This is a genomic window from Citricoccus sp., from assembly GCF_035445025.1.
GTDB lineage: Bacteria > Actinomycetota > Actinomycetes > Actinomycetales > Micrococcaceae > Citricoccus.
Window position 1 is genome coordinate 21,719 of record NZ_DAOMPX010000005.1, and the last position, 12,302, is coordinate 34,020.

The following is a 12,302-nucleotide window of genomic DNA, read 5'->3' on the forward strand; positions in this document are numbered from 1 at the left end:
GTAGTCGCTGGAGGGGTGCGCCCGGGGGGCCGGACGGAACGAGAGGGAAGCCCGGACAGGACGGAAGGCGGGCCCGACAAGCGGCCATGACGCATCGTCCCCTGTAAAAGATGTGTTTCAAGCCTTCCGCCGGGCCCACGGACTCAGGTAATCTTCAGTCATCCCCATCCTGTGGTCGGCATCACTTCCACCGTCTCCATGTGCGCCCCGGGGCCCCGTGCCCGTCTCGCGGAGCAGGCGCATTCCCCGGCGACAGGACCAGCCGGGCATGATCGTGCCCGGTTCGCACCTTGGTGAGGAAGGCCAAGCCACATGTCAGAGAAATCCAGAGGCCGGCGCCGCTCGCTCACGGCCTTCGCGGCCGGACTGCCCCTCGTGGCCGGTTCGTTCCTGCTCCCCGGCGCCCAGGCCGCGCCCGATGCCGGCGGCCTCGACGCCGGTTCGGTGGACTCCGTGCTGCAGTCGGCGGTGCAGGAGTACAAGGACGGCAAGTACTTCGTCGTCCTCAAGGACGACCCCGCCCTGACCTACACGGGCGGTGAGGACGACCTCGCGCCGACGGCCGCCCCGAAGGGTGTCTTCAACCCGAACTCGGCCCACGTGCGCAAGTACGAGCAGTTCCTGGAGGGCAAGCAGGAGAAGGTCGCGGCGGCGGAGGACGTCGAGGTGGACCAGTCCTTCTCCGTGGCGCTGAACGCCTTCACGGCGGACCTCACCGCCGAGCAGGCCCTGGAGATCTCGCGTCACCCGGACGTGCTCGGCGTGGCCGAGAACACGCAGGCGGCCCCGGACTACTCCTCCGTGGAGTTCCTCGACCTGCCGGGCCGGAAGGGCACCTGGAAGGACACCTACAGGGGCGTCAAGAACGCGGGCAAGGGCGTGGTGGTCGGCGTGATCGACACCGGTTACTTCCCGGACCAGGACATGCTGGCGGGCGATCCGGTCAAGGCGCTGCCGGGCCGGAAGAAGCCGAGGGTGGGGGAGCCGTACCTGACCGCCGACGGCGGGATCGCCATGCTCAAGTCCGACGGCACCACCTTCCGGGGTGAGTGCGAGCCCGGTCAGGACTTCACCGGACAGGAGTGCAACTCCAAGGTGCTCTCGGCGCGGTACTACTCGGAGGACTTCGAGCGCTTCGTCCCCGTCGACAAGCGCGACCCCAACGAGCGGCTGTCCCCGATCGACATCAGCTCCCACGGCACCCACACCGCCACCACCGCGGCGGGCAACGACGGCGTGGACCAGGTCATGAACGGCGGCGACTACGGTGAGGGCTCCGGCGTGGCGCCCGAGGCCAAGGTGTCCGTCTACAAGATCTGCTGGGAGGACACCGACCCGGACACCGGTGGCTGCTACTCCTCCGCCTCCGTGCAGGCGATCGAGCAGGCCATCGTGGACAACGTGGACGTGCTGAACTACTCCATCTCCGGCAACAACACCTCGGTGGTGGACCCCGTGTCCCTGGCCTTCAAATCCGCGGCGGCGGCGGGCATCTTCGTCTCCGCCTCCGCCGGTAACTCCGGACCCGCCGCCAACACGGTCAACCACTCCGCCCCGTGGCTGACCTCGGTGGCCGCCCAGACGTTCTCCAACGAACTGACGGGCACCGTGGAGTTCGAGGACGGCACCAAGGTCCGCGGTGTCTCGTCCATGGTCGAGGGGGCCGGTCCGGCCGACGTCGTGCTCTCGAGCGAGATCGCCAAGGCCGGTGCCGCGGCCGAGGACGCGCGGCTCTGCGCCGTGGGCGCCCTGGACCCCGAGGCGGCCGCCGGCAAGATCGTGCTGTGCGACCGTGGCGTGACGGCTCGCGTGGACAAGTCCAAGGCCGTGGCCGAGGCCGGTGGCGTGGGCATGATCCTCGTCAACGTCGGCGGGGGCTCCGAGGATGCCGACCTGCACTCCGTCCCCACGGTGCACACCTCCGATGAGTCCGTCCGCCAGCTCGTGGCCACGACGGACCTCAAGGCCACCCTCGTCCCCGGTGACACCACCGGGCTGGAGGCCCAGCCGGTCCCGCAGATCGCCGGGTTCTCCTCGCGCGGTCCGTCCAACGCGGTCAACTCCGACCTGCTGAAGCCGGACATCGCCGCACCGGGCGTCAACGTCATCGCCGGTGTCTCCCCGCTGGACCCGAACTACAACGGCAACGAGTACGGCCTGATGTCCGGGACCTCCATGGCGGCCCCGAACCTGGCCGGCATGGCCGCGCTGATGTACGGGAAGCACCCGAGGTGGTCACCGATGGCCGTCAAGTCGGCCATGATGACCTCCACCCAGGACGTGTACAACGCTGACGGTTCCGCCAACCTGGACAACTTCGCCACCGGTGCCGGCTCCGCGGACCCCCAGGCGATGGCCGCCCCGGGCCTGGTCTACGACTCGAACGACCGGCACTGGAACAGGTTCCTGAACGGCAAGATCGCCGCCCGGGACGTCAACGTCCCGTCCTACGCCGTCTCCGACGTGGCCGGCTCGGCCACCGTGACCCGGACCCTGACGGCCACGGAGAACGGCCGTTGGTCCTTCTCCGCGGACGTCCCCGGGTTCACGGTGACCGCCTCCCCGGCGACGCTGAACCTCAAGAAGGGCAGGTCGGCCACGGTGAAGGTCACCTTCACCCGGGACGGTGCACCGGCGAACACCTGGCAGCACGGTTCCCTGACGTGGTCCGGCGGCAAGAGGCGCTCCCCGGACGTCACCTCCCCGGTGACGCTGCGGGCCGTGGACGTGGCCGCCGATCGGGCGATCGAGGGCACCGGGGCCGAGGGATCGGCTGAGGTCACGCTGACCGGTGGCATCACCGCCACCGTGGAGCCGACCGTCCTGGGCCTGGGCAAGTCCGCCGACGAGGTCTTCGCCAAGGTGCCGGGTCCGCTGAAGGGCGCCACCGACGCCTCGAACCAGCTGTCCGCGACCACGGTCGAACCGGGCACCACCACCGTCAGCTGGCACCTGCAGTCCGGTGACGAGGCCGCCGACTGGGACATGTTCGTGATCACCCCGGACAACCGGACCCTGCAGGTCGCCACCGCCTCCGCCTCTGAGCAGCTGACGCTGAGCGACCCGGCCCCGGGCACCTACTACGTGGTCTCGAACCTGTACTCGTCCCCGGACGTGGCAGCCACCCCCGCCACGCTGAGCACGGTGAAGACCCAGGGTGATGCCGGCAACCTGAGCCTCTCCGAGGACCAGGTGGCCCTGACCCAGGGTGAGGACACCACGGTGACCGCCTCCTGGGACGGGCTGACGGAAGGGACCTGGCACGGGCTCATCTCCTGGGTCCCGGGGACCGCCACCGCCGTCTCGGTGACCGTGGGCCCGGAGGGCAAGGCCGCGGTGACGGACTCGGCCGGCACCGTGCTGACCCCGGAGGACGTCGAGCAGGCACCGCTGACCGACCTCGTGAAGGAGCGGTGACCCGCCCCTGAACCGGTGAAGACGGCAGGGCCTCGGACCGATCGGTCCGGGGCCCTGCCGTGTCAGTCGTGCTCAGCGGCCGGTGCCGCCGTAGACCGTGGCCTCTTCGTCCGCGTCGAGGTTGAAGGCCTGGTGGACGGCCCGCACGGCCGTGTCCAGCATGTCCTCGCGGGTGATGATCGAGATGCGGATCTCCGAGGTGGAGATCATGTCGATGTTCACCCCGGCCTGGTGCAGGGCCTCGAAGAACCGGGCGGAGACGCCGGGATTCGAGCGCATGCCGCCGCCCACGAGGGAGAGCTTGCCGATGTGCGGGTTCAGCAGGATGTCCTCGAAGCCGATCTCGTCCTGGGCCGCGCGCAGGGCCTCGGTGGCCTGCTTGCCCTCGGTGATCGGCAGGGTGAAGGAGATGTCCGAACGTCCGGTCTCCACCCGCGGGACGTTCTGGACGATCATGTCGATGTTCACGTTGGCGGAGGCGATCACGTTGAAGACCTCCGCGGCCTTGCCCGGGACGTCCGGGACGCCGTAGACGGTGATCTTGCCCTCGGACCGGTCGTGGGCGACGCCGGAGACGATCGGCTGTTCCATGGGTTCGCCTTCCTCGATGGTGATGATGTCTTCAGGGTTGGGACGCACCCAGGTGCCCTCGTTGTGACTGAACGACGAGCGCACGTGCAGCGGCACGCCGAATCGGCGGGCGTACTCCACGCAGCGCAGGTGCAGGATCTTGGATCCGGAGGCTGCCATCTCCAGCATGTCCTCGGAACTGATCTCGTCGATCTTCCGCGCGGACGGGACCACGCGCGGGTCGGCGGTGTAGACGCCGTCGACGTCCGTGTAGATCTCGCAGACGTCGGCGCCCAGGGCTGCGGCGAGGGCCACGGCCGTGGTGTCCGAGCCGCCGCGGCCCATGGTGGTGATGTCCCGGGACTCCCGGCTCATCCCCTGGAATCCGGCCACGATGGCGATGTTGCCCTCGTCCACGGCGTCCTTCACGCGGTTCGGGGAGACGTCGATGATGCGTGCCTGGCCGTGCAGGGAATCGGTGAACATCCCCGCCTGGGACCCGGTGAAGGAGCGTGCGGTGGACCCGAGCGAGTGGATGCCCATGGCCAGCAGGGACATCGAGATGCGCTCTCCCGCGGAGAGCAGGATGTCCATCTCGCGGGCCGGCGGGTCGATGTTGATCTTCTCGGACAGGTCCAGCAGCTCGTCCGTGGTGTCGCCCATGGCCGAGACCACGACGACGACCTGGTGGCCGGCCTGCTGGGTCTCGACCACGCGTCTGGCCACGCGCAGGATTCCATCGGCGTCGGCAACGGAGGATCCTCCGTACTTCTGGACGATCAGGCTCATGCGGTTCCTTGGGTAGGGGTCGGGCCCGCGGGGCGCGGGCTGTCGGTCGGCTGCGCCCTAGTCTACGGGGGGTCATGGACCCGGTTCCGACCATGAACGAGGCGGTAGAGCACCACGCGGCCGAGGGGCCCGCCCGACCACGTGCCGCACCAGCACCGGTCACGTGCCGGCCCGCGCCGGCCGCGTGGCGGACCCGCATCGACCACGTGCCGGACCCGTGCCGACCGCGTACCGGCCCGCGTAGTGCACGCCGGAGTGCGGTCCCGGCCCTGTCCTTGCCGCCCGACCCCCCGTACCGCACGATGGTGCCATGACGACTCCCGGTGGCACCGACGAGTCCGGACCGCCGGCGGCGACGGGGCTGCCGCCGGACGCGCCGCCGTCGGGCATCACCGCCACCGGCGTGACGCGCCGGTTCAAGTCGGTCCGGGCACTGCGGGGGGTGGACCTGATGGCCCCGCCCGGGACGATCACGGCCCTGGTGGGGCCCAACGGATCGGGCAAGACCACGCTGATGCTGGTGCTGGCCTCCCTGCTGCGGCCCGACGCCGGTTCCGTCCGGATCGCGGGAGCGGACCCCGCCCAGGACCCGGCCGGGGTCCGCCGCCGCACGGGCTGGATGCCGGACACCCTGGGGGTGTGGGACGCGCTGACCGCCCGGGAGATCCTCGAGATGATGGGTCGGCTCTACGGGCTCGACCGGGACGTCGTGCGCTCCCGGTCGGGGCAGCTGCTGGAGTGGCAGGAGCTGAGCACCCTCGCCGACGAGCCGGCGCGGGTGCTCTCCAGGGGCCAGCAGCAGCGACTGTCCCTGGCGCGGGCCGTCATCCACGAGCCCCAGGTCCTGCTGCTGGACGAACCGGCCTCCGGGCTGGACCCGGGATCCCGGGTCCGGTTGCGGGACGACCTGCGGCAGATGGCGGCGGCCGGCAAGACGATCCTCGTCTCCTCCCACGTGCTCTCCGAACTGGACGAGATGGCGGACGTGGCCGTGTTCATACAGGACGGCCGCACCGTCCGGGTCGAGGACCTGAGCGGTGACGGTGCCACCGGGGGCCGGTACCTCATCACCGCCCTGGACGTCTGTCACCTGCTGCCCGTGCTGGAACGCTACTCGGTGGCGTACCGGCGGCAACCGGGCAGGCGCGAGGACTCGGTCAGCGTGGAGGTGAGCTCGGCCGAGGAGGCCGCGGACCTGCTGTCCACCCTGGTCGGGGAGGGCGTCCGCGTCGTCGCGTTCACGCCGGAGGCCTCCCGGCTGGAGACGGCGTACCTGGAACTGGACCGGATGCGCTCCGTCGCACCGCCCGCGCCCGGCGCCGGCGTGGACGACGACGTGCGGCCGGGAGCGCCCGGGACGGACGCCGTCGGGACGGACAGCGGTGCGAGCGGCGGTGCGAACCGCGCGTCGTGGCGCGCCGGCAGGGGGGAGGACCGGTGATGTCCCGGGTCGACGGGCTCGTGCAGGACGGCAGCGCCAGACTGGGCTGGGGACCGGCGCTGGCCACGGTGGTGCGGATGGACGTGCAGCAGCGGCTGCGCTCGCACACCTGGTTCATCATGCTGGCGGTCTGGTTCGTGGTCATCGGCCTGGTGACCTGGGGCGCGTTCGCCAGCTTCAACGTGCTCTCCGCCGAGGAACCGGTCGGGCCGGGCGCGGGCCGCTTCGTGTTCGAGGCCGTCGTCGGCTTCGTGCTGTTCTTCGGCCTGCTCGTGGCCCCGGCGGTGTCCGCCAGCACGATCAGCGGAGGCCGGTCCGGGGGGACGCTCGCGGTGATGCAGGTGACCCTGCTGACGCCGGGCCAGTTGCTGCTGGGCAAGTGGCTGGCGTCCTGGATCGCCGCGCTGGCCTTCCTGGCCACGGCGCTGCCGTACATCGTGGTGGCCATGTCCATGGGCGGCCTGGACGTCTCCGGCCTGGTGGTCTTCGTGGCGATGGTGGCGGTCGAGCTGGGCGTCGTCTGCGCGGTCGGCACCGCGGCGTCCGCGGTGGCGGACCGTACCCTGTTCGCGGTGGTGGTCACCTACCTGCTGGTGGCCCTGTTCACCTTCGGCACGCTGGTGTCCTTCGCGCTCACCATGCCCCTGACCCAGACGACGATCCCGGCGAACAACCCCCGGTGGGCCGTGGCCGAGGGCGAGGTCGCCCCGGAGGGGCCCGAGACCTGCTTCGGGCCGCTGGTCCCGCAGACCGCCTACGACACCCGGACGACGTACTGGGTGCTCGCCGCCAACCCGTTCGTGGTGGTCTCCGACGCCGTGCCGACGCCGGCCCGGGTCCCCTACGATGCCGACGACCCGGACACCTGGGCGCCGGACGGGGTGATGACCACCATCTCGTTCGGGGTGCGGTACCTGCAGCGGCCACCCGAGATGAACGTGCTGTGCGCGCACGGTGAGCCGGCGGAACCGGGGGACGAGGAGGCCTGGCGCGGCACGCCCGTCTGGCCCCTGGGCCTGGGCCTGCAGTGCGTGGTGGCCGGCGGGCTGCTCGCGTGGGGCCGCTTCCGCCTGAGCACCCCCGCGGCCCGTCTGCCGCGGGGCCACCGGGTGGCCTGACCGAGGGCCGGCACAGGTCCCTAGCGCGTGCCGATCTGTCCCTCGCCGAGCACGGCCCGGAGGAACTTCCGGGTGCGCTCGTGGGCGGGGGCGGTGAACATCGTGTCCGGGTCGGCGTCCTCCACGATCGATCCGCCGTCGAACATCAGCACGCGGTCGGAGACGTCCCGGGCGAACTGCATCTCGTGGGTGACGATCAGCATGGTGATGTCCGTGTCCTCCGCGATGCGCCGCAGGATGCCCAGGACCTCTCCCACGATCTCCGGGTCCAGCGCCGAGGTCACCTCGTCCAGCAGCAGGATCTCCGGATCCATGGCCAGGGCGCGGGCGATGGCCACGCGCTGCTGCTGGCCGCCGGACAGGGAGGAGGGGTGGGCGTCGGCCTTGTCATCCAGGCCCACCTGGTGCAGCAGGTCCCTCGCCCTGCGCGTGGCCTCGGCCCTGGACTGGCCGAGCACGTGGATGGGGGACTCGGTGATGTTCTGGATCACGGTCATGTTCGGGAACAGGTTGAACTGCTGGAAGACCATCCCGATCCGGGTACGGGTCCTCTTGATCTCGCGGTTCGACAACCGCACGCGCCTGCCGTCCACGATCCGGTGGGTCAGCGGGTCCCCGTCGATGAGGATCATCCCGTCCGTGGCCTCCTCCAGGGTCATGACCAGCCGCAGGATGGTGGTCTTGCCCGAACCGGACGGGCCGATCAGGGTCACGCGCTCACCCCGGTTGACGTGGAAGTCGAGGTCCTTGAGCACCACGTTGTCCCCGAAGCGCTTCTCCACGTCCCGGAACTCGATGATCGGGGTGTCAGCGGTGTCAGCGGTGTCAGTGGGCGTAGGCAAGGCGCTTCTCCATTCGGCGGATGAGGACGGAGGTCGGGTAGCTGGCCAGCAGGAAGATGATGCCGGCCAGGGTGATGGCCTCCACGTAGCGGAAGTTGTTGCCGCCGAAGATCTGGGCCGCGTTGACCATCTCGACCACCCCGATCACCAGGAGGAACGGCGTGTCCTTGAACATGGAGATCGCGTAGTTGCCCAGTGCCGGCACCGTGGCCCGCAGGGCCTGTGGGATGACGACGGCGGCCCAGGTGCGGCGCGTGGACATGGACAGGGCCGTGGTGGCCTCCCACTGGCCCTTCGGCACCGCGTCGATCCCCGCGCGGTACACCTCGGACATGTAGGTGGAGTAGTGGATCCCGAACACCACGATGCCGATGGTCATGGCATCGAACATCAGGAACGCGTAGTAGGCGAACAACAGCTGCACGACGATCGGGGTCATGCGGATGAAGGCCACGACCCACTTGACGATCCCGGAGACCGGTTGCGGGGCCAGGCGGATCAGCATGGCCCACACCAGTCCCAGCACCGCGGCGATCGCCGTGCCCACGACCGTCACCAGCAGGGTGACCGTGAGGAAGCCCTCGAGCACGGGTGGGAGGGCGCGGAAGAACATCTCCCAGTCCCAGATCTCTGCCTGCTCCTGCATCAGGTCCCCCTCCCCGCGGTGGCCAGGCTGTCCTTGCCGGTCGGCGTCGGAGAGAGGATCTCACGCAGGGATGGACCCCGGCCGAGCCGGTGCTTGGCGCGGGCCTCGAGGGCGTTCATGACGAGCGTGAGCGCGAGAGCCAGCACGAAGTACCCCACGAGCCCGACGACGGCGTACGCCCAGGTCGTGTCCGTGACCCGGCGCAACTGGTCCAGGTGGAAGGTGAAGTCCTGCAGCAGGATCACGCTGACGATCGCGGTGCCCTTGAGCAGGTGGACCATCAGGCTGGCCAGGGAGGGGATCATCAGCGCCCAGGCCTGCGGGAAGATCACCCGGCGCATGCGGTGCACCGGTGACATGGACAGCGCCGTGGTGGCCTCCCACTGGCCCCGCGGCACGGAGGCGATGGACCCCCGGACCACCTCGGCGGCATACGCGCCGTAGTTCAGCCCCAGGGCCAGGACGCCCACGACCATCCCCGGCAGGTCGATCCCGAACTGCGGCAGGACGAAGAAGATGAAGAACAGCTGGACCACCAGGGAGGTCCCCCGGAAGAACTCGATGATGATCCGTCCGGGCACGGCCAGGGCCCTGGTGGGGGCCCCGGCCATCAGCCCGAGGATGATCGCCAGGACGAGGGCCAGGGCCGAGCCGAGGACCGTGAGCTGGATGGTCACCCACAGCCCCTCGGCCAGGAACGGCCAGGCCTCGACGGTGGCCTGGATGTTCTCCAGCACGGTGCGTCAGCCCAGGTCGCCGGAGCAGAGCTGCTCGGTGGTCAGGTCCTTCGGCGGCAGGTTCTCGGCGGTGAAGCCGTAGTCCCCCACCACTGCCAGGTAGGACTCCTCGGACTCGGTGACCGAGGCCAGGGACTCGTTGTAGGCCTCCACCAGCTCCGTGTCCTCTTGGCGGAAGACGGTGGCGCCGGCGCCGATCTGCTCGACGCCGTCGATCACCTGCACGAAGGCCTCGGTGGTCTCCACCCCGGCGTCCGGGTTCTCCTCGGCCATGATGTTCAGCGAGATCGCGGTCATGGCGAAGGCATCGGCACGGCCGTTGGCCACGGTGTCCATGCCGGTCTGGGCGTCCGGGACGGACTGGACCTTGAGGCCGAGCGACTCGGCGTAACCGGCTTCGATGCCGCCGGCCAGGACCGCCAGGTTGATGTTCTCACCGGCGTCGGTCTTCTCCTTGACGGAGTCGAGATCCGTGAGGTTCTTCGGATTGCCCTCGGCGACCATCAGGGTGGTGGTGTACATGATCTCCGGATCGGAGAAGGCCGCCTGGGCGCAGCGGTCCGGGAGGATGGACATGCCGGCGGAGACCGCGTCGAAGCGGCCCGCGGTCAGTCCCGGGATCAGCGAGTTCCACTCCACCAGTTCGGCCTCGACGTTCTCGATGCCCATGTCCGCGAAGATCTTCTCGTGCATGGCCACGGTGGCCCCCGCCGGTTCCCCGCCCTCCAGATAGGAGTAGGGGACCTCGCCGGCGATCCCGACGGTGATGGTGCCCTCCTGCTGCAGGCGCTCCAGGGTGTTGCCCGCGGCGGCGGTGCCGCCCTCGCCTTCGCCTCCTCCACCGCCCCCGCACGCCGTGAGCACCAGGGCCGAGGCGGTCAGCAGGCCCAGTCCCAGCAGTCGCCTCCGGGGGGAACCGGGATTGTGGGAGGCCGACGTGGACTGGTCGGTGGGGGTGGGGACGGTCATGGTCTGCTCCTCAACCTCCCGGCCCCCGGGCTGCCGGCGAGGGGCCGGTCGTGCGAATGATGACGGTGCGAAGGGTGTGCGAGGCGGATTCCGGTCCGGTACCAGGCCGAGGATGGCCTGCCCGGCGACCGGAATCACCGCTAGTGAGGCAACTGATTTCCGACGCTAGCAGAATGTGATCTGGCACACCATGGGATCGTCGACCGGAAGAATGTCGACAATATAACGATCCGCATGGCAGGATCTGGCCCACACGCGCCCTCGGGATCCATCGGACCGTCCCGCCCCGGGCGCGCATCGAGCGGCCGTGTCCCGTGCCGGACGCACCGGTGCGTGGAAAGGAAGACCCGCATGAACACGCCCACGGCACCGGAACCGTCCCGACGCGACGGCCTGGTGGCCCGTCCGCTGGTCAAGGTGGTCCGGCGCCCGTCCACGGTGGACCTCATCGCCGTGGAATTGCGCGCTGCCATCTACGGCGGAACGCTGCGGCCGGGTTCCTCGGTGCGCGAGGCGGAGATCGCCGCCCAGCTGGGCGTGAGTCGGGGTCCCCTGCGCGAGTCGGCCCAGCGGCTGGTCCAGGAGGGACTCCTCGTGACCCGGCCCGGAGCGGGCCTGCGGGTGGCCACGATCGACCGGGACGAGGTGGAGGACCTCTACCAGGCGAGACTGGCGATCGAGGGTCACGCCGTACGCGTCCTGTCCGGTCTGGACGAGGCGCAGCGGGACGAGAGGGTGGGCACGGTGCGAGACCTGCTGGCCGCGCTCGAATCGGCCGTGGAGGCGGGCACGGACGCCCGGCGGATCGGGGACGCCGACCTGGACCTGCACTACGGCCTCGTCGAAGCCACGGGGAACCACCGGCTCACCGCGTACGCGTCCACGCTCATCGTGCAGACCCGCATCGCCGCGCTGTCCCACCGGGAGGGCTACGTGGTGCGGACCGACATCCTGGACGTTCACCGCAGCCTGTTGCGCCAGGTCGCCGACGGCGACGCCGAGGGGGCCTGCCGCACGCTGGGCGAGCACTTCCGCCAGACCGTGGACCGGCTCCGGGGTGACCTCGCGGAACCGTTCAGCACGGTCGCCGGACGGCCTGACGGTTCGGGCTACACGTTCAACCCGCTGGCATAGTCCCGGTGCGACGGATCACCCGGTGACGCTGCGGCGGCCCTCGAAGGCGCGTCCCAGTGTCACCTCGTCCGCGTACTCCAGGTCGCCGCCGACGGGCAGTCCGGAGGCCAGCCGCGTGACCTTCAGGCCGGTGGCCCCGAGCATGCGCGACAGGTAGGTGGCCGTCGCCTCGCCCTCCAGGTTCGGGTCGGTGGCGAGGATGACCTCCTCGATCGCGGCATCCTGGAGGCGGGTGAGCAACTCCCGGATGTGCAGCTGGTCCGGCCCGATGCCGGCGATCGGGTTGATCGCCCCGCCGAGCACGTGGTACCTGCCGCGGAAGGTCCGGGTGCGCTCGATCGCCATGACGTCCTTGGACTCCTCCACGACGCACACCTGGGAGGGGTCCCGGCGCTCGTCCCGGCAGATCGAGCACGTCTCCTGCTCGGAGACGTTGAAGCAGATCGTGCAGAGCTTGACCTTGTCCTTCACGGTCCGGATGGCGTCCGCGAGCCGCAGCATGTCCTCGGGGTCGGCCTCCAGGATGTGGAAGGCGATGCGCTGGGCGGACTTGGGGCCGATGCCGGGCAACCGCCCGAGTTCGTCGATCAGGTCCTGGACCGCACCTTCGTACACGTTACCGACCACTTTCCGCGTTGG

At 70.1% G+C, this 12,302-nt stretch carries 10 protein-coding genes; 4 read left to right on the forward strand and 6 right to left on the reverse strand.

The genetic code is table 11. The features are described from left to right. The first annotated feature begins 312 nt into the window (after positions 1-312). The gene (locus tag PLJ28_RS03115) at positions 313-3,417 is read left to right on the forward strand and encodes a S8 family serine peptidase (protein WP_298042830.1); all 3,105 of its coding nucleotides are present in this window, start codon (positions 313-315) and stop codon (positions 3,415-3,417) included. Positions 3,418-3,489: 72 nt separating this feature from the next. Here the strand turns inward: PLJ28_RS03115 and PLJ28_RS03120 are convergent, their stop codons facing one another. Continuing rightward, entirely contained in the window at positions 3,490-4,776 is a 1,287-nt protein-coding gene (locus PLJ28_RS03120) for an aspartate kinase (RefSeq protein WP_183529998.1), read from the reverse strand. 310 nt (positions 4,777-5,086) lie between these two features. Between PLJ28_RS03120 and PLJ28_RS03125 the strand changes: the two genes are divergently transcribed. Then, positions 5,087-6,217 (forward strand): ABC transporter ATP-binding protein, encoded by a 1,131-nt coding sequence (locus PLJ28_RS03125; RefSeq protein WP_183529996.1) that lies wholly within the window; start codon positions 5,087-5,089, stop codon positions 6,215-6,217. Beyond that, complete coding sequence (locus PLJ28_RS03130) at positions 6,217-7,335, forward strand: ABC transporter permease (RefSeq protein WP_183529994.1); 1,119 nt, start codon at positions 6,217-6,219, stop codon at positions 7,333-7,335. Before PLJ28_RS03125 ends, PLJ28_RS03130 begins: the two co-directional genes overlap by 1 nt. 20 nt (positions 7,336-7,355) lie before the next feature. Here PLJ28_RS03130 and ehuA read toward each other — a convergent pair whose 3' ends face one another. The 4 genes from ehuA to ehuB are packed head-to-tail and all read right to left on the reverse strand — an operon-like array spanning position 7,356 to position 10,529. Further along, the gene (gene ehuA, locus PLJ28_RS03135; RefSeq protein WP_298042836.1) at positions 7,356-8,177 is read right to left on the reverse strand and encodes an ectoine/hydroxyectoine ABC transporter ATP-binding protein EhuA; all 822 of its coding nucleotides are present in this window, start codon (positions 8,175-8,177) and stop codon (positions 7,356-7,358) included. Continuing rightward, positions 8,161-8,823, reverse strand: a complete 663-nt coding sequence (ehuD, locus tag PLJ28_RS03140; protein ID WP_183529992.1) for an ectoine/hydroxyectoine ABC transporter permease subunit EhuD — start codon at positions 8,821-8,823, stop codon at positions 8,161-8,163. Before ehuD ends, ehuA begins: the two co-directional genes overlap by 17 nt. Continuing rightward, entirely contained in the window at positions 8,823-9,560 is a 738-nt protein-coding gene (locus tag PLJ28_RS03145) for an amino acid ABC transporter permease (RefSeq protein ID WP_183529990.1), read from the reverse strand. Before PLJ28_RS03145 ends, ehuD begins: the two co-directional genes overlap by 1 nt. 6 nt (positions 9,561-9,566) lie before the next feature. Further along, complete coding sequence (gene ehuB, locus PLJ28_RS03150) at positions 9,567-10,529, reverse strand: ectoine/hydroxyectoine ABC transporter substrate-binding protein EhuB (protein ID WP_183529988.1); 963 nt, start codon at positions 10,527-10,529, stop codon at positions 9,567-9,569. A gap of 351 nt (positions 10,530-10,880) precedes the next feature. Between ehuB and PLJ28_RS03155 the strand changes: the two genes are divergently transcribed. Further along, positions 10,881-11,663 (forward strand): GntR family transcriptional regulator, encoded by a 783-nt coding sequence (locus PLJ28_RS03155; RefSeq protein WP_183529986.1) that lies wholly within the window; start codon positions 10,881-10,883, stop codon positions 11,661-11,663. A 15-nt stretch (positions 11,664-11,678) separates the two neighbouring features. On the opposite strand, the gene recR is transcribed toward PLJ28_RS03155, so the two are convergent. Continuing rightward, complete coding sequence (recR, locus tag PLJ28_RS03160; RefSeq protein WP_010144034.1) at positions 11,679-12,278, reverse strand: recombination mediator RecR; 600 nt, start codon at positions 12,276-12,278, stop codon at positions 11,679-11,681. Between the last annotated feature and the right edge of the window lie 24 nt (positions 12,279-12,302).

Coding starts and splice junctions, on each gene's coding strand:
- PLJ28_RS03115 (WP_298042830.1), top strand. CDS start 313: ATGTCAGAGAAATCCAGAGGCCGGCGCCGCTCGCTCACGGCCTTCGCG.
- PLJ28_RS03120 (WP_183529998.1), bottom strand. CDS start 4,776: ATGAGCCTGATCGTCCAGAAGTACGGAGGATCCTCCGTTGCCGACGCC.
- PLJ28_RS03125 (WP_183529996.1), top strand. CDS start 5,087: ATGACGACTCCCGGTGGCACCGACGAGTCCGGACCGCCGGCGGCGACG.
- PLJ28_RS03130 (WP_183529994.1), top strand. CDS start 6,217: ATGTCCCGGGTCGACGGGCTCGTGCAGGACGGCAGCGCCAGACTGGGC.
- ehuD (WP_183529992.1), bottom strand. CDS start 8,823: ATGCAGGAGCAGGCAGAGATCTGGGACTGGGAGATGTTCTTCCGCGCC.
- ehuB (WP_183529988.1), bottom strand. CDS start 10,529: ATGACCGTCCCCACCCCCACCGACCAGTCCACGTCGGCCTCCCACAAT.
- PLJ28_RS03155 (WP_183529986.1), top strand. CDS start 10,881: ATGAACACGCCCACGGCACCGGAACCGTCCCGACGCGACGGCCTGGTG.